We start from the raw sequence: 17,325 nt of genomic DNA, 5'->3' as shown, positions 1-17,325 counted from the left end.
CCACGGCGCTTATTGCACGTCGAGCAGCCACTTTTGCGCGGGCGTCAGGCGGCTCGCCGTTTCCGGCGTCAGCCAGCGCTGCTGGTCCTGCTGCGCGGTATCAGCACGATCAATATATAAGCCATGAAGAACGCGCCTTCTGCTGCCTTCACGATTGCGGGTGCCACCGTGCCAGGCATGCGCGTTATAAATCATTACGCTACCGGCCGGCGCGGCAAAAACAATTTCATCAGGATGCGTCTTTTCGGGATCCGCCAAAACCTCTTCCGGCAGCTCCGGGCGCAGATGGGTCGCCGGAATAATCCTCGGCGCCCCGTTGGCGGCGCTCAAATCATCAATAGCCCATATCGTATTGACCAGATGCACTTTCGGGAAGTCTACTCGCGGCTTTTTCCAGTCGGCGTGCAGCGGTTGATGACCACCGTTATACAGCGCCTCGCGGGCATTAAGGCTGGAAACCTTAAACGCGCCATTAAAAATATAACGACAGACGGAAAGAATGAGCGGATGTGACCACACCTTTTCCCAGATAACACCCTTGTTGATGAGGTTGGCAATACGCGTCGCCGTCGCCTCCTGATGGTGTTCCATCGCCAGATTCTCGCCTTCACGTTCCACCAGCGCGTCAATGCGCTCGCGCATCTCGTTCAGCCACTGAGGATCAACGACGTTGTGCACCACGGTATAGCCAAGCGTATCAAGTTCATGTTTCATTTGGTCGCTTAGCGTCTGGGTCGCGCCAAGCGCAGCCAGATGAACCGTCGATTGTGAGTCCATATTGTCTTCCTTTTAACTTTTAGATAACACAATCAAACTCTACGATGCGGACAACGACCAGGCAGGAAGGAAAAACTACGAAAAACTGGATATCCGTACGCCAGCCACAAAAATGTGAGCATTATCAATAATTGACGGCGGGTGAATTCGTCGAAAATATTCACCCATTTAATAATGCATCCGTAGCGCGCCGTAAGGCGGAACATCAGGATAAAAAAGATTATAATCAACGAGATAATTTTAACTCGGGGTCGACAGGATGATTGATGATCTGGCGGGCATACTAAATCGTTTAGTTAATCAAAAAGATAGGCTGCAAGTCCGCTTTCCGGAGCCGGATATTCCCGTTCCGGCGCTGGCGCTGAAGGTGCCCTTCCCGCGCCTGGAGATTGTCCTTGAAGGCGAGCTTCATGAACAGGGGCTGCCGCTATCCGCGGCGGTCTTAGCCACATCCCAGGTACTCTACGTACAGGCGGGAAAGTGGACGCTACCCGAGTGGACCGGCCCGGCGGCCACGCTCAGCATTTTATTCGGCCGCCAAAAGCTCGGCTTTTGCCTCCAGCGCTGGGACGGTAAAACACTACATACTGAAAAGCAAAACGTCGCCAGGCTGGGCCCCCGCGTTGGCTCCTATCTGCTGCTGGCGTTGAATGAGGTCTGCCTGCAGCCTGACCCAATAACCGCCCGGCTGGTAGTTTCCGCGCTGTTAAGCCACTGCCTTGAACAACTAGTCGGGCTGGAAATGCGCGTAAGCCGCAGCCGCGATCTGTTTTTAGCCGTTCAGGATTATCTACAAGAAAATCTAAGCCAGCCGCTGACCCGAGAATCGGTGGCCAGACGCTTTCATATTACCCCGAACTATCTTTCGCATATATTTCAGAAGTCAGGCTCGGTGGGCTTTAATGAATATCTAACCGCCGTGCGGCTGGAAAAAGCCAAGCAACTATTACGCGGTTATGATTTAAAAGTAAAAGAAATTGCGCATAACTGCGGCTTTATCGATAGCAACTATTTTTGCCGGGTGTTTAAACGTAATACTGAACGTTCACCCTCGGAATATCGTCGGCACTGCCGTAGCGCGCAGCAACGATAATCATCCCCAGGGGAAATAAGAATGGACTGACCTCGCGGAATTATTCCAACGACCTACCACTCCATGGCGACGAGATCAGTGGCGCGGATACTAAAGCGTTCGCTGGAAGTGTAATTAGCACAATGTGCTACATCAGCAGCTAATTAACGTATCTCCGCGCCAAATCAATTTTTATCCCGGCTGAACGTTCACCTTTTCACCGCTATGCGCAAAATATCCGCGCCTGGCCAATAACGTCCAGGCGAACCGCTGCGCCAGCTTGCCAGGCGGCCTGGCTGACGGTTTTCAGCACCAGCGGCATCGATTGCCCTGTAACCGTCACCGTCAGCGTCGAGATATGGCCGGCGAAATCGACATCCACGATACTAAATGCGCTCTCCTGCGGCGCGCACGGCGACACCCGCAGTTGCTCCGGGCGCAGCATTACACGTCCGCGGCCGCTGGCGTGAGGATTGTCAGTCGGTAACTCGCCGATGGCGCAACGCGCGCGCCCCTCAGTGAGCTCGGCGTCGAGCACCAGCGCATCGCCAAGAAACAGCGCGGTGGCCTCGTCAACCGGGCGCGAATAGACCTCGAACGGGGTCCCTACCTGAGCAAAACGTCCTTGCCGCATCACCGCGACCTGGCTTGCAAACGACAGCGCCTCCGTCTGATCGTGAGTGACCAGGATCGACGCTACGCCAGCCTCGGCCAGCAGGTCGGCGGTGGCTTTACGCGTTGCCGCCCGCAGTCCGGTATCCAGCGCCGAGAAAGGTTCATCCAGTAACATCAGCGATGGCCGCTGGGCCAATGCGCGCGCCAGCGCAACCCGCTGCTGCTGGCCGCCGGAAATTTCATGCGGCCAGTGGTTCGCTAATGTCGAATCTAACGCCACCATCTCCATCAGCGCAGCGACCCGACGGCGTTTCTCTTCCCGGTTACAATCCAGCCCCCAGGCAATATTGTCCGCGACGTTAAGATGGGGGAACAGCGCCCCTTCCTGCGGCACGAAACCGATCCCGCGCTGATGCGCCGGCACAAACACGCCTTCGGCAAACAGGGTGTTGCCCTGCAGAACGATTCGCCCGTTATCCGGGGTTTCAAAACCGGCAAGAATTCGCAGCAGCGTGGTTTTACCGGAACCCGACGGGCCGACAATGGCGGTACGGCTTCCCGGCGCCACGGTCAGATTAAGGTTATCGAGCACCAGCGCGTCGGCGAAGGATTTCGAGATAGAGGACAATTCCAGCATGTTACAACCCTGCAATTTTTTTCGACTGCACATAAAGAACCGCCGTCAGCGGCAGCGAAATCACGATCATCAGCATCGCATAGGGCGCTGCGGCGACGTAGTCGATCTCGCTGGTTAACGCCCAAAAACCGGTCGACAGCGTGCGGGTGCCTAACGGCGATAGCAGCAACGTCGCGGTGAGCTCGTTGCTCACGCCAAGAAACACCAACGCGGCGCCAGCGGCCGCTCCCGGCGCGGCCAACCGCATGGTAACGCTCCATAAGGCGCGAGCCGGGCTGCGGCCAAGGCTACGGGCGACGTTTTCCAGCTCAACCGGCGCCTGGGCGATACCGGCGCGCAGGTTAATCAGCGCTCGCGGCATAAACATCAGCAGGTAAGCGAGGAACAGCGTCACTTCGGTCTGATACACCGGACGGGCATAGTGGATGGCGACCGTCACCAGCGCCAGCGCGGTGACGATACCCGGCAGTGAGCTGGTGATGTAATTACAGCCTTCCAGCAGGCGGAACAGCCGGCGCGGATAACGCACGCCGAGCCAGGCGATAGGAATCGCGCAAGCGGTGGTCAGCAGCGCGCCGCCCGCTCCCAGTAGCAGGGTCTGGCGCAGCGAATGCCAAAGATCGGCATGCAGCCAGTTCTCCACACCGCCAAGCCATAGCCAGCGGCACAGCACCAGCAGCGGGACGCCCATCGCCAGCATCACCAGCGTCAACAGCAGCAGTTGCGCGCCCCATGCGGCCACGTTGCCCAGCGGACGACGCTTCTGTTCTCGCGCCGCGCCGGCGCCGATACGCGCATAACGCGCTTTGCCGCGCGAGAGGCTCTCCAGTAGCAGGATAGCCAGGCAGCACAGCGCCAGTACCCCTGCCAACATATTCGCCGCCGGGCCGCTAAAGGTGGACTGGAACTGGTCATAAATGGCGGTGGTGAAGGTATCGAAGCGAATCATCACATACAGGCCATATTCCGCCAGCAGATGCAGCGCCACCAGCAGCGCGCCGCCGCAGATAGCCAACCGCAGTTGCGGCAGCACCACGCGGAAGAAAACCTTCCACGGCGGCGTGCCCAACGAGGCGGCAACATCTTCCAGCGTCGGGTCGAGACGACGAAGCACCGCCGCCACCGGCATGTAGATAAAGGGATAGTAGGCCAGCACCGAAAGGAACACCCCGGCGGACAGGCCGTGCAGCGAGGGAACCGCGCTAACCCAGGCATAGCTCTGGACAAATGCCGGGATAGCCAGCGGCGCGACCGCCAGCGCCGACCACAGCTGACGCCCGGCAAGCGCGGTGCGTTCAGTAAGCCAGGCCACCGCTACGCCAAGCGTGATGCAGATGGGCACCGCCAGCAGCGTCAGCCATAGCGTATTGCTGAGCAGTTCGGCCACCCGCGGGCGAAACACCAGGGCTTTAATAGTCGGCCAGCCGGTCTCAATCCCCACCGCGGCCACAAAACCTAAGGGCAGTAACGCCATTACAGAAAACAGTACAGCTAAGGCAACCATCGGAAATGCAGGACGCCTGCGCTCGGGCAGGCGTCCTGTTTTCTTTCCGAGTACCAGACTCAGGCCAGACATAGATAAATCACTTCAGCATCAAATTACAGCAGGCCAGCCTGGGTCATCAGGTCGATCACTTTTTTGCTATTCAGCGTTGACGGCTCTACCTTCGGCGCGTCCAGCTCTTTCAGCGGCGTCAGTTTCGGGTTAGAGGCGGCATTCACGCCCACCGCATATTCGAAGGCATTATTGGTACGCAGCTCATCCTGACCCTGCTTGCCGGTGATCCATTTGATAAACGCCTGCGCCTGCTCTTTATGTTTGCTGGACGCCAGTACGCCGCCGCCGGAGATACTCACGAAAGCGCCCGGATCCTGGTTTTTAAAGTAATACAGCCTGGTGTTTTTGCTGTTCTCGCCGGTTTTCGCCTGGTCGACAAAGCGGTAATAGTGGTAGATCACCCCGCCGTCGATTTGTCCGGCGTTGACCGCTTTCATCACCGTGCTGTTGCCTTTGTAGGCCACGAAGTTCGTTTTCATCGCCTTCAGCCAGTCGAGCGTCGCTTTTTCGCCCTTCAACGCCAGCATGGCGCTGACGATGGCCTGGAAGTCTGCGCCCGATGGAGAGGCGGCCCAGCGCCCTTTCCACTCAGGTTTCGCCAGGTCCATCAGCGAATGCGGCAGCTGAGATTCGCTGATTTTCGCCGGGTTATAGACGAAAACGGTGCTGCGGGCAGCAATGCCAATCCAGCGGCCGTGCTCAGGACGGTACTGCGGCGCGACCTGATTCAGCGTTGCGGCATCCAGCGGCGCAAACAGTTTGGCGTTATCAACCAGCACCATTGAAGGCGAGTTTTCAGTCAGGAAGACATCCGCCGGCGAGGCTGACCCCTCCTGCACCAGTTGATTACCCAATTCGCTATCGTCGCCGTTGCGCAGCGTGACTTTAATACCGGTTTCTTTGGTAAAGCCGTCAACCCAGGATTTCACCAGGTTTTCATGCTGGGCGTTATACACCACAATGCCGTCGCCATTGTCAGCAGCCATAACCTGCGGAGCGGTAAACAGAGCCGAAGCAGCGAGCATCGCCGCGCAATATGCCGATAAGCGGAAATTCATAAGCTAATCCTTAGTATGGGTAGTCGAAAAGCCGTGGAGAAACCGGGTTGGCACGGATTAAATCACAGAGGAATGTGAATGATAATGAAAACAATTACCATCATTTTAAAAAAGTGAAAAACACCGCCAATTAGAATTTCCTGATGACAAAATGCTTATTTCGACGCGCGACTGAAACAAACATTAAGACAACATTAAGCCAGCAGCTTTAAATATTATCGCTGTTTAAAATCTTGATCGTCTTCACAGATTCTACCCACGACACGGCAACGGACAGCTGTTTGCCGGGTGAAACCATCACTCTTGCCAATAATTTTAAATGAGAATGATCTTGATAATCATTCTCAATATCACATATCATCCTGTTCCAGCAGCAAGATACGAAGAAAAGACGACTAAAAAGCCGAAAATGGATATTTTATGTTTAAGGAAACCCTTTTAAACACTCTGGTTATAGGCTGCGCGTTGCTCATCAGCGCCTGTCACAGCCCGGTTTATCCCCTCTCCCCTGCCGGGGAGCGCGCGCTGGTAGAGCAGGCGGATATTCGCGATACCGCCAGCGGACGCTCCCTGACGCCGCAACAATTGCTGAACCAACTCGCTCAGGCGCCGCTGGTTATTGTCGGCGAAGAACATACTAACACCCAGCATCACCAGATTGAGCGCTGGCTGCTGCAGAACCTTCACACCCTTCGCCCGCAGGGCAGCGTACTGATGGAGATGATCGACCTAAGCCAGCAGGAGGCGGTTAATCGGGTCAAGCAGGCCAGCCTCAGCGGGACGACCGTTTCCGCCACTCGCGCAGCGGAAACGCTGCGCTGGAATCCCGGCTGGCCGTGGGCGCTTTATCGCGATGTCGTAATGACCGCGCTGCAAGCGCCTTATCCGCTGCTGGCAGCTAACCTCAGCCGCCAGCAGGTGAGCGATATTTATCAACATCCCACGTTTCCCCGCGGAGCACTTTCCAACAGCCCGCAGGTACATGAATCGCTATCGGCCATTATCTTTCTGATGCATAACGGGCAAATCGATGGCGAGCAGGTTACCTCTATGCTCGCTATCCAACAGCAGCGCGATCGCCTGATGGCGATGCAAATGAAAGCCGCGCCGCGCCCTGCGCTGTTAATTGCCGGCGGTTATCATGCGGCGAAAGATATTGGCGTACCGCTGCATCTGGCCGATCTCAAGGCGGAAAAACCGCTGGTCTTACTGCTGACCACCGACGGCGCCACGCCGACGGCGAAGCAGGCTGATTATGTCTGGTCGGTAGCGGCAGAAAAATGAATATCCCTCTCTCCACGCCATTGATAGCATCGCGTCCCCGCTGGTTGGCAGGGACAACGGCAAGCGTGCTTGGCCACCTGGCGCTGGCCGTGCCTTTTATCATTCACTTCGCCTCGCCGCCGGATGCCGCGCCCCCTGCCGCGGTGATGGTGGAGTACGCGCCGGAACTGGAAGTGTCATTTATTCATCCCGAGCTGCCGCCGGGCGTCACCCAGCAGCGCAAAGTCGAGGCGATGACCGAGCAGGAAACAGCCGCGGTGAAAGAGGCGCCGAAGCTACAAATTCACGACAATGCGCAAATAAAGCTGTCCGCCAGCAAACCCGAACCGCAGCGGAAAAAGCAAATCGAGGTTAAAAAACAGTCCCGCCGCCAGCAGCAAGAGGAAAAGGGCAATTCAACCATTACCAGCTTCGCCGCGCCCCCGGCGCCGGCCGTCCTTACTCAGCGCACCACCGCGCCGCTCGATAGCGATGCCGCGCGCCTGAGCCGCAACAAGATCAGTTGGGAATCGCTGGTGAAAGGCAAAATCAACAAAATGCGCCACTATCCGGAAGATGCGCGCCGCCGTAAACGTACCGGTACCGTCATTATTACCTTCAGCGTCAACGAACGCGGCGAGGTGTTGCAATCGCAGTTGGCAAACTCATCAGGGACCCATTCGCTGGATCGCGCCGCGCTGATGGCGCTGGAAAATGCGCGTCCGCTTCCGCCGCCGCCAAAAGAGCTGCTGCGTAACGGTATTAATAAGGTCACCCTGCCGGTGGAGTTCGGCTTATTAAAAATATAAACCCAGGGTTCCCTGTTATTTATTCAGGCAACCCGGACGTTATTTATAACGGTCACTGACCGCTAATAATTTTTTATTTTGGGCAATGTGTCATCGCACTTAGCAATAAGCGCGATGCACGCTGCTGCCCTTTTTGTGCGTTAACTATTTATTACCTCAGGATTGGATTATGGAAAAATCACAAATAATCACGGGGCTCGTTACCGGGCTACTTATCGTCAACGGCCAGGCTTTCGCCGCCGAAAGCGAAGGAGAATCGGTTTTCTCTCCTATCACCATTACCGATAACCCGCTGGCGGAAAATGCCGGCCAGGTCGGCTCCTCAGAGGAGAGCTATACCCGTCCCGGCGCCTACAGTTCACGAACGCTCAATAAGAATCTGCAAAGCCTCGATGCCTCGCTGCGCAGCATGGCGGGCACCTATACGCAAATCGACCCGCTGCAGGGCACCATCAGCGTCAATATTCGCGGCATGAACGGGCTGGGCCGGGTAAACACCATGGTGGATGGCGTCACCCAGACCTTCTTCGGCATGGCGCCGGCTAACTATCACGGCGGGGCGAATACCGCCGCCGGGGTGCCGCTGGACCCCAACTTCCTGGCCGAAGTGGATATCACCCGCGGCAACAGCGCCGGTTCGCAAGGCGTCAACGCGCTGGCGGGCAGCGCCAACCTGCGCACGATCGGTATCGATGATGTGTTAATACCGGGGCATCAGGTCGGCCTGCTGTCGCGTTTTTCCGTGGGCGATAACGGACTCGGCCGCACCGGTATGGTAACGGTAGCCGGCAAAACCGACGCCTTCGATAACGGCGGCGGCCTTGGCGCGCTACTCGGCATCAGCGGCACCCGCACCTATGCGACCTATAAAAACGGCGGCGGACGCAGCAGCGAAGAGTTTATCGGCGAAGATAATAAATATCTGCGCCAGGAGCCGCGCTCGCAGCTGTATAAAATCAATTTCAACGTCGATCAATTTAACCGCTTCGAGTTTTCCGGGCGTAATTACCGCAATAGCTTTACCCGTCGCGATATTAGCAGCGACGACTACTATCTGCGCTATAACTACGCGCCGCTCAATGAACTGGTCGAGTTCAATGTTTTAGCCAGCACCAGCCGCGGCAATCAGTCATATAAACCGGAGTCGCTGTATAACTTTAACGACTCCTCGACCACCAATAAGTCCAACGCGCTGGATATGAACAACACCAGCCGTTTTCGTATTACCGACGATCTGTATGCCGCTTTCCAGCTCGGTGGCAAGTTAATGGATACCCGCTATTCCCGCCGCTTCGTGCAGGATACCGAGACCGACCATAACGCCTTCGCCCCGGCGGGCAAACAGAAGATCGCCTCGCTCTATAGCGGGCTGACATTAAACAAGGATATTTATCAGCTCGATCTTAATCTTAACTATACCCGTAGCCGGGTACAGGGCTATAAACCGGCCTGTGCAGATAACGAAAAATGCTTCCCGCAAGGGGCAACCCAGCTCAACGTTAAAGATAACGGTTTTAATCCCTCGGCGACCTTCTCCGCGCAGGTGACGCCATGGCTGCAGCCGTTCGTCAGCTGGAGCCGTTCATCGCGCGCGCCGAACGTTCAGGAAGTGTTCTTCGCCAACGAGGGCGGCGCATCGATGAACCCGTTCCTGAAGCCGGAAAAAGCCGAGACCTGGGAGGCCGGTTTTAACGTTATCAAACAAGGGTTATTGAGCGAGCAGGATAGCCTGCATCTGAAAGCTCTGACCTACCGCTCGCGGATTAAAGATTACATCACCAGCGAATCCTTCCTGCTGTGCAGTAACGGCGGGCTGTGTAAAGATGTCGCCAATGCTTCACCGGATTTCAACGCCAATATCTCGGTTAACGTCACCTCGCCGGTGACCACCGAGGGCTATGAGATTGAAGCCGGATACGACATCGGTTTTGCCTACGCCAATGTGTCATGGAGCAAGCAGCGTACCGATCAGCCCACCTCTATTGCCAGTACGGTCTATAGCTTCGCCTATAGCGACCTTAGCGATCTTCCCAGCAGCTACGCCACGGTGGATGTGGGCGGGCGCCTGTTCGATCGCAAACTCACCGTCGGCAGCCTGGTGAAATTCACCGGTAAATCAAAACGCCTGAGTACCGAAGGCATTAGCCTCGACACCAACACGGTGCCTAAAGAGAGCATGCCGAATATCCCGACCATTATCGACCTCTATAGCAGCTGGCAGATGACCGATAACGTACTGCTGCGCTTTAGCGTGCAGAACGTGACGAATCGTGACTACTCCGAAGCGCTAAACCGTATGAACCAGAGTCTCGATAACGCCAAAGAGGGCGCCTCTGTTAACACCACCGCCCGCGGCCGCACCTATATTTTCGGCGGCGAAATCCAGTTCTGATCCCTATTTATCAACAAGGATAACCATCATGCCTAATCGCAACTTGATAAAACCGCTGGCTGCGCTGCTGCTCGCCGCCCTGCTCCCCCACCCGGCTTTCGCTATCGATCCACCGCCGCGGGAAGCGTCGCGCTTTGCGATGAAAACCAATTATCTGCAGGAAGCCAATGAAGGGATTTATGAGCTGGCGTTCGATAATGGCGACAACCTGCTATTCGCCGCGGCGACCGACCGGGTTAACCGCGCGGCCAATAAAGGTTATCTCTACGCCTTTAATCCGGCCACCCTGCAGGTTATCCAGCGCTACGATATGCCCAGGCGCGCCTTCTCGCTGGCGATGAATCAGCCGGCGCGCGTGCTTTACGTCGGCCATACCCAGGCGGCTTCGCTGCGTATTAGCCTGTTCGACGCCGCCAGCGGTAAAATCACCCGCACCAGCCCGCGCCTGAGCTTCACCACCGACGGCGCCGCCGATGCGCGCTTCGAACATCTGCGGCATATGGTATACAGCCGCGCCGCTAACCTGTTATTTGTCAGCTACAGCCATATGCTGAAAACCCAGGACGGGATGCGTCCGCTGCATAAATTGTTGATGCTCGACGGCACGACGTTGCAGCTGAAAGGGGAAGTCAAAGGCGCCTATCGCGGCACCGCCTACGGCCTGACGCTGGATGAAAAGACGCAGAAGATCTACGTTGGCGGCCGCGACTATATCAACGAGATCGATGCCAGAACCCAGCAGGTTGTCCGCACTATCCCGCTTAACGCGCCGCAGTTGGCCAGCGCGCAAAACCTGATCGTTGATTCCGACTCAGGGCGTATTTTCGTCGTCGCCTTCGATCACGACGATCGCAGCGGCCCGCACGACGGCCTGTATATTTTCGATCTGAAAGACGGCAAATCGCTGGGTTACGTGCGTACCGGCGTCGGCGCCAACGCGGTGCGTTTCAATCCGAAATATAACGAGCTGTACGTGAGTAATTTCACCAGCGGCACCATTAGCGTCGTGGACGGCAAAACCTGGCGCGTGACACATGAATTCCGCCCCCCGGTTTATCCGAATCAAATGGTGTTGTCGCCGGACATGGATACCCTGTACGTCGGCATTAAAGAAGGGTTCAATCGCGAATGGGATCCTGAGGTATTTGTCGAAGGGGCGAAGGAGCGCATTCTGCGCATTGATTTGCGTAAATCGTAATCCGCTAACCACCTGCCCGGCAGGTGGTTATTAGCCTTCGTTGGCCAGCTTCGCGCGCAGGCGCTTAATCGCCTGGCTGTGTAGCTGGCTGACGCGGGATTCTCCCACCTCCAGCACCGCGCCAATCTCTTTAAGGTTTAGCTCTTCCTGGTAGTAAAGGGTGAGGACCATTTTTTCGCGTTCCGGCAAGGCTTCAATGGCCTCAATGACCCGCTGGCGCAGGCTGCCTTCCAGCAGATGATGCAACGGATTGGCCTCTTCGTGCCCTTCCAGTAGTCGTTCGGCATTCTCGCCCTGCTCTTCCCGCCATTCGTCATAGGAGAACAGCTGGCTGTTATTGGTATCCAGCAGGATTTGTCGGTACTCGGCAAGGGTGATACCCAACGTCTGCGCGAGTTCGCTTTCCGTGGCCGGGCGGCCCAGATGCTGCTCCAGCTTCTGCATCGCCTGGGCGACTTCGCGGGCGTTACGCCGTACGCTGCGCGGCACCCAATCGCGGCTACGCAGTTCATCAAGCATTGCGCCGCGGATACGTTGCACCGCATAGGTGGTAAAGGCCGTTCCCTGTAGCGAGTCGTAACGCTCGATGGCGTTCAACAACCCGATTCCCCCGGCCTGCAGCAGATCGTCAAGCTCGACGCTCGCGGGCAGCCTGACCTGCAGGCGTAACGCCTCGTGCCGCACTAACGGAACGTAGCGCAGCCAGAGGGAATTTTTGTCCATCACGCCTTCGGCGGTATACAAATCGCTCACTATTTCTGAAACCTGCGGATAAGAGAGTCAGCGCTATTATGCGCAGGGGCAAAAATGCCAATCGCCGGAAAAACCGCATAAAAGCGTCTCTATTTACGACATGCTCCGCCGTTGCGCCGTTTTGCGCCGGGTGGCTATGGCATAAAGCAAAAACCCCGCCGAAGCGGGGTTGCGATGCGAAAGTAATCAGGCGTGCGATTAACGCAGCAGAGACAGGACGTTCTGAGTCGACTGGTTAGCCTGCGCCAGCACGGAGGTACCCGCCTGCTGCAGGATGTTCGCGCGGCTCATGTTGGACACTTCGGTCGCGTAGTCAGCATCCTGAATACGGGACTGGGAAGCGGACAGGTTGTTAACGGTGCTGTTCAGGTTGTTGATAACAGAATCGAAACGGTTCTGTACCGCACCCAGGGAGGAGCGCAGTTGGTCAACCTGGGACAGGGCTTTGTCGAGGGTAGCCAGCGGATCGGCAGTTTTTTCTGTGGTTTGCAGTTGATCGCCTTTTACCACTTTACCCGTTTTTTCATCAACGGTAGCTTTATAGTACGCTGTGTTACCATCTTTATCTTTTCCTTCAATTGCATAACCATCTTTATTACCTTTGGCATCGGTAAATGTATGCAATTTTTCATTTGCTGCTAAACCGGTTACGCTTACTCCACCACTTGCCGGGATGGTAACTTTATCTACGACACTTTCAGTACCACTTACTGTGTATTCAGCACCAGTCGTGTCAAAAGTATACTCTCCAGTATCGGCGTCAAGATTCGCTTCATAAGTCTTACCGCCATCCTTAACATAGTATTTATTGTCATCTTTATACAGTTTGCCATCTGTAGTTCCTGTCCCGTTAGCAGTAACAGGAATATCTTTCGCTGCAGTGCCACCCACTTTATCAATATCAGCAGTACCAATCTGAGTCGCCGCATCAATCGGATTAGCCACGCTGAACTTATCCAGGCCCAGAGTCTTCGCATTGATATCTTTCAGATCGATATCGATAGTTTCGCCGTCGTTGGCGCCGACCTGGATGGTCAGCTTCTGGTCGCCGCTCAGGACTTTAACGCCGTTGAAATCGGTCTGTTCGGAGATACGGTTGATTTCTGACAGACGCTGGGAGATTTCATCCTGGATGGACTGCAGGTCGCTTGCGGAGTTGGAGCCGTTCTGCGACTGTACGGTCAGACGACGGATGTTCTGCAGGTTATCGTTAACTTCGTTCAGCGCGCCTTCGGTGGTCTGCGCCAGGGAGATACCGTCGTTAGCGTTACGGGAAGCCTGAGTCAGGCCTTTGATGTTAGCGGTGAAACGGTTGGAGATCGCCTGACCCGCGGCATCGTCCTTGGCGCTGTTGATGCGCAGACCGGAAGACAGACGCTCAATCGCCGTGCCCAGGGAAGACTGGGATTTGTTCAGGTTGTTTTGCGCCATCAGCGACAGGCTGTTGGTATTAATTACTTGTGCCATTATATGCATTCCTTACGAGTCAGTTGCGTTCAGTGCAACGTGGTTAAAAGGTTCGGGCTTGCTTGCCCACGGCGTCAACCACCGTCCCTTCTGGTATCGACGTATCCTTTGCAACCTTTAGCCATTTTTTGAAAAATTTTTCCTCCTTCGCCAATGGCGAAAATAACGCGCTTTTTCCCTCTTCTATTACGCCATCGCCTTTTTCACTTTTTCGGTAAACTTTTTCTCCACTGGGCCGATAACGCAATAAGCGAATAACGTCATTAGTAAGGAGAAACACCAATGGCATCGATCAGTTCCTTAGGCATCGGCTCAGGACTCGACCTCAACGGTTTACTGGACAAACTCAGCAAGGCGGAACAACAGCGCCTGACGCCGTATACCACTCAGCAAACCAGCTATAACGCGCAGCTAACGGCTTACGGCACGTTAAAAAGCTCGCTGGAAAAATTCGATAACCTGAGCAAGGAGCTGGCCAAGCCGGAGTTTTTCAACAGCACCACCGCCACCAAGCACGACCAGTTCACCATCACCACCACCAATAAGGCGGTGCCGGGCAACTATAGCGTTGAAGTGCAGAAGCTGGCGCAGCCGCAAACCCTGACCACCCAGGCGACAATTACCGACCAACAAGAGAAACTAGGAACCGCCGGCAATAGCAATCGCTCCATTACGATCACCGCCGGCGACCCGCCGAAAGAGACCACGATTCCGCTGAGCGACGACCAGACCTCGCTGCTGGAGATGCGCGATGCCATCAACGGCGCTAAAGCCGGCGTCACCGCCAGCATCATGCGCGTCGGCGACAATGACTATCAGCTGGCGCTGAGCTCCTCCACCACCGGCGAGAAAAACACCGTGTCGGTGCAGGTGAATAACGACGATAAACTCGGCGCCATCCTCAACTATGACAGCAGCAGCAAAAGCGGCGCGATGAAGCAAACCGTCGCCGGGCAGGATGCGGAGATTATCGTCAACGGCACCAAAATTAAGCGCAGCACCAACTCGATTGCCGATGCGCTGCAGGGCGTCACCATCGACCTGAAAACCACCACCAAAGCCGGCGAACCGCAAAACCTGGTGATCGGCATTGATAAGAGCGGCACCGCCGACAAAATCAAAGAGTGGGTCGATAACTACAATTCGCTGCTCGACACCTTCGGCTCGCTGACCAAATACACCCCGGTGAAAAGCGGTGAAGCGCAAAGCGCCAAGAACGGCGCGCTGCTGGGCGATAACACCCTGCGCGGCATTCAGTCGTCGATTAAAAGCGCGCTCAGCGCCGCTCAGGACAACCCGGAGCTGAAAGGCCTTGGTAACCTCGGGATCTCAACCAATCCCAAAACCGGCAAGCTTGAAGTCGACAGCACGAAACTCAATAAAGCGCTCGACGAGAAACCGGATCAGGTCGCCAACTTCTTCGCCGGCAACGGTAAAGACACCGGGATGGCCACCGAAATCCATAATGAAATCCAGAACTATATTAAAGCGGGCGGCATCATCGAGAACTCGACCAAAAGCATCAACACCAATCTCGATCGCCTGAATATCCAGATCGACACCGTTTCTGACAGCATCCAGAACACTATCGATCGCTATAAACAACAGTTTGTTCAGTTGGATACCATGATGTCCAAGCTGAGCAGCACGGGTAACTACTTACAACAGCAGTTCTCGTCCCAGTAACCCTTAATCAGGTAATGAAACAGCATGTATAACCGTAGCGGCACGCAAGCCTACGCACAGGTCAGTCTGGAAAGCAGCGCGATGAGCGCCAGTCCGCACCAGTTAATCGTAATGTTGTTCGACGGGGCGCTTAACGCCCTGCTTCGCGCACGCATCCTGATGAATCAGGGGGATATCGCCGGTAAAGGCCTGGCGCTGTCGAAGGCAATCAACATCATCGACAACGGGTTGAAAAGCGGCCTCGACCACCAGCAAGGCGGCGAAATCGCCGATAATCTGGCGGCGCTGTACGATTATATGAAGCGACGCCTGATGCAGGCCAACCTGCATAATGACGAAGCGGCGATCGTCGAAGTGGTCAAGCTGCTGGAGAATATCGCCGATGCCTGGCGGCAAATTGGGCCAAACTATCAACCTGCTCAGGGTACATTGTGATGGAACGCCAACAGCAGCTTTTAGCCGCCTATCAGCAGATCCATACCCTGAGCAGTCAGATGATTGCCCTGGCGCGCGCCGGGCAATGGGAAGCGCTGGTGGAAATGCAGTTTGCCTACGTGACGGCGGTCGAGAAAACCGCCGAATTTACCGGCAAAGCGGGGCCATCGCTGGCTCTGCAAGAGATGCTCAACGCTAAGTTGAAGCAGATTATCGACAATGAGGGAGTACTGAAAGGGCTATTGCAACAGCGGATGGAACAATTAAAAACGCTGATCGATCAATCCACCCGCCAGAACGCGGTCAACAACGCTTACGGCCAGTTCGACGATCGCTCGCTCCTGCTTGGCGAACTGCAGTCCGATAATGTGGTCGCCATCAAGAGCAAAAGCGAAGAATTACAATAACAACAACAGCGTCACAGCCTGATATCCGGTCAGGAAGCGCATGATGGGTCTCACCAGGGCAATGCAGAGTGTTGCCTGGTAAGCCATCGGCGGATTTTACAGGGCTAATAAGCAATAATATATAATCTATTATTTCATTTACGCTTCATACATTCATCAATTAAATACCCTAAACATCCTGCCAGCTAAAACAAACAACTCACAAGTTTAGGGAAATATGCCTGAAAAATATTCTGTATTATCTTGTCCGGGCTAATCTAATATTTGTCACGAGGGTAAAACATGGATGTATTCTTCGGGAAATGAGTGCCCCTGCGTTGGCTCTTAAAGGTGTTTCATCAACGGTAAAGGGAATACAAATAGGCAATACCATATATGAAATTATAATAAGTAATCACTTAATTTTAAAGCAGATAAGATATACTTTAAAAACCATCGGGAAAGGTGTTAATTTCCAAACAGCAATCAGGATAAAAATAATGATTAGCGGATAAGTAAAATCATTACTTTCGAAGTTAAAAATCCACGAAACGACTATGGCAAAGGCAATACAAACAACAATAACGCCGCCCCAAAAACGTTTTCGTAAACTGTCGATCAAAGTAGCATAGGTTTCATTGTTACTTTCTTGTCGCGTCAGGATTTCACGTAAGCGGGCAATCTCTTTATCGGTGAAGCCATGTTCACGAAGATCATCTTCTGTTAGCTGCTTTCCCACGTCAGGCTCCTCCATGCTGGTTATATATTTGTCCAACGTTTCCGACTGAAGATACCCATTGCGTTGCTCAGCCAAATGCTCAGGTGTCATGCAGACAGCCGGGTTTACCACAGCCCGTGGAAAATTGCCCCTGAAGTTGCCAGGGGTTAAGCGCGCGCGTTCATACCCTACAACGGTTTCACGCCCGAACCGCCAGAATGCTGTCAGTTTAAAGGAAAAACGTCACGCTAGCGCCCCGCCTTCATCCTCCCAACGGCAGACCATATGGTACAGTTCCCGCTCGTCGTATTCATCGTGGAATATGATCACAACCCCTCAGACGATGGTTAGTCATAACCTTAGTTTAGTTGCTGGTAGGGAGGTATATAGAGGAAATAAATTACTGAGTAAAAGACCACCTTCTTAGAAGGTGGCTTTTGAGAATGCCCCCTGTAAGGGGGGCTATTGTTACTTCTCGCTTACTACTCTAACAATTCCATC

16 protein-coding genes and 1 pseudogene are annotated in these 17,325 nt (G+C 54.8%); 9 read left to right on the top strand and 8 right to left on the bottom strand.

What is annotated here, in order from left to right:
• Window positions 1-9 precede the first annotated feature (9 nt).
• Window positions 10-714 (bottom strand): phytanoyl-CoA dioxygenase family protein, encoded by a 705-nt coding sequence (locus tag PGQ95_RS23605; protein WP_375156850.1) that lies wholly within the window; start codon window positions 712-714, stop codon window positions 10-12.
• Between PGQ95_RS23605 and PGQ95_RS23600 the strand changes: the two are divergent.
• Together PGQ95_RS23600 and PGQ95_RS23595 are read left to right on the top strand one after the other, a co-directional pair.
• A pseudogene (locus PGQ95_RS23600) lies at window positions 681-800 on the top strand (hypothetical protein); the annotation flags it as partial. The gene PGQ95_RS23605 and the pseudogene PGQ95_RS23600 overlap by 34 nt on opposite strands.
• Window positions 801-1,036: 236 nt before the next feature.
• Window positions 1,037-1,870 carry a helix-turn-helix transcriptional regulator gene (locus tag PGQ95_RS23595; protein WP_087858062.1) on the top strand — a complete coding sequence of 278 codons (834 nt, stop codon included), beginning with the start codon at window positions 1,037-1,039 and terminating at the stop codon, window positions 1,868-1,870.
• Between the two features lie 202 nt (window positions 1,871-2,072).
• On the opposite strand, the gene PGQ95_RS23590 is transcribed toward PGQ95_RS23595, so the two are convergent.
• The 3 genes from PGQ95_RS23590 to PGQ95_RS23580 are packed head-to-tail and all read right to left on the bottom strand — an operon-like array spanning window position 2,073 to window position 5,717.
• The gene (locus tag PGQ95_RS23590; RefSeq protein WP_430919542.1) at window positions 2,073-3,101 is read right to left on the bottom strand and encodes an ABC transporter ATP-binding protein; all 1,029 of its coding nucleotides are present in this window, start codon (window positions 3,099-3,101) and stop codon (window positions 2,073-2,075) included.
• A gap of 1 nt (window position 3,102) precedes the next feature.
• Window positions 3,103-4,677 carry an ABC transporter permease gene (locus PGQ95_RS23585; protein WP_430919540.1) on the bottom strand — a complete coding sequence of 525 codons (1,575 nt, stop codon included), beginning with the start codon at window positions 4,675-4,677 and terminating at the stop codon, window positions 3,103-3,105.
• A 23-nt stretch (window positions 4,678-4,700) separates the two neighbouring features.
• The gene (locus PGQ95_RS23580; protein WP_015704968.1) at window positions 4,701-5,717 is read right to left on the bottom strand and encodes an iron ABC transporter substrate-binding protein; all 1,017 of its coding nucleotides are present in this window, start codon (window positions 5,715-5,717) and stop codon (window positions 4,701-4,703) included.
• A gap of 420 nt (window positions 5,718-6,137) precedes the next feature.
• Here PGQ95_RS23580 and PGQ95_RS23575 point away from each other — a divergent pair, with 420 nt between their 5' ends.
• The 4 genes from PGQ95_RS23575 (at window position 6,138) to PGQ95_RS23560 (ending at window position 11,379) form a co-directional block, all read left to right on the top strand.
• Window positions 6,138-7,001 carry a ChaN family lipoprotein gene (locus PGQ95_RS23575; RefSeq protein ID WP_308958916.1) on the top strand — a complete coding sequence of 288 codons (864 nt, stop codon included), beginning with the start codon at window positions 6,138-6,140 and terminating at the stop codon, window positions 6,999-7,001.
• Window positions 6,998-7,789 (top strand): energy transducer TonB, encoded by a 792-nt coding sequence (locus PGQ95_RS23570; protein ID WP_430919537.1) that lies wholly within the window; start codon window positions 6,998-7,000, stop codon window positions 7,787-7,789. The genes PGQ95_RS23575 and PGQ95_RS23570 overlap by 4 nt, the downstream gene beginning before the upstream one ends.
• Window positions 7,790-7,958: 169 nt before the next feature.
• On the top strand, window positions 7,959-10,181 hold the full coding sequence (locus PGQ95_RS23565; RefSeq protein ID WP_430919535.1) for a TonB-dependent receptor domain-containing protein: 2,223 nt from the start codon (window positions 7,959-7,961) through the stop codon (window positions 10,179-10,181).
• A gap of 28 nt (window positions 10,182-10,209) precedes the next feature.
• The gene (locus PGQ95_RS23560; protein WP_430919533.1) at window positions 10,210-11,379 is read left to right on the top strand and encodes a YncE family protein; all 1,170 of its coding nucleotides are present in this window, start codon (window positions 10,210-10,212) and stop codon (window positions 11,377-11,379) included.
• Between the two features lie 30 nt (window positions 11,380-11,409).
• On the opposite strand, the gene PGQ95_RS23555 is transcribed toward PGQ95_RS23560, so the two are convergent.
• From PGQ95_RS23555 to PGQ95_RS23545, 3 genes are all read right to left on the bottom strand, one after another.
• Complete coding sequence (locus tag PGQ95_RS23555; RefSeq protein WP_015704963.1) at window positions 11,410-12,132, bottom strand: RNA polymerase sigma factor FliA; 723 nt, start codon at window positions 12,130-12,132, stop codon at window positions 11,410-11,412.
• Between the two features lie 198 nt (window positions 12,133-12,330).
• Window positions 12,331-13,599 carry a flagellin FliC gene (locus PGQ95_RS23550; RefSeq protein WP_047076272.1) on the bottom strand — a complete coding sequence of 423 codons (1,269 nt, stop codon included), beginning with the start codon at window positions 13,597-13,599 and terminating at the stop codon, window positions 12,331-12,333.
• Between the two features lie 43 nt (window positions 13,600-13,642).
• Complete coding sequence (locus tag PGQ95_RS23545; protein ID WP_430919531.1) at window positions 13,643-13,888, bottom strand: histidine kinase; 246 nt, start codon at window positions 13,886-13,888, stop codon at window positions 13,643-13,645.
• Between PGQ95_RS23545 and fliD the strand changes: the two genes are divergently transcribed.
• The 3 genes from fliD to fliT are packed head-to-tail and all read left to right on the top strand — an operon-like array spanning window position 13,882 to window position 16,127.
• Window positions 13,882-15,285, top strand: coding sequence for a flagellar filament capping protein FliD (gene fliD / locus PGQ95_RS23540; RefSeq protein ID WP_213793848.1), 1,404 nt, complete (start codon window positions 13,882-13,884; stop codon window positions 15,283-15,285). The two genes, PGQ95_RS23545 and fliD, sit on opposite strands and share 7 nt — an antisense overlap.
• Before the next feature lie 24 nt (window positions 15,286-15,309).
• Window positions 15,310-15,720 (top strand): flagellar export chaperone FliS, encoded by a 411-nt coding sequence (gene fliS / locus PGQ95_RS23535; protein WP_015704959.1) that lies wholly within the window; start codon window positions 15,310-15,312, stop codon window positions 15,718-15,720.
• A complete protein-coding gene (fliT, locus tag PGQ95_RS23530; RefSeq protein ID WP_045397410.1) occupies window positions 15,720-16,127 on the top strand; it encodes a flagella biosynthesis regulatory protein FliT in 408 nt (135 codons plus the stop codon). Before fliS ends, fliT begins: the two co-directional genes overlap by 1 nt.
• A 394-nt stretch (window positions 16,128-16,521) precedes the next feature.
• Here the strand turns inward: fliT and PGQ95_RS23525 are convergent, their stop codons facing one another.
• A complete protein-coding gene (locus PGQ95_RS23525; protein WP_430919499.1) occupies window positions 16,522-16,935 on the bottom strand; it encodes a hypothetical protein in 414 nt (137 codons plus the stop codon).
• Window positions 16,936-17,325 lie beyond the last annotated feature (390 nt).

Source organism: Klebsiella sp. 141240 (assembly GCF_050600805.1).
Taxonomy (GTDB): domain Bacteria; phylum Pseudomonadota; class Gammaproteobacteria; order Enterobacterales; family Enterobacteriaceae; genus Klebsiella; species Klebsiella aerogenes.
The sequence above is the reverse complement of the archived record's forward strand: the minus strand, read 5'-3'. Positions and strand labels throughout refer to the sequence as shown.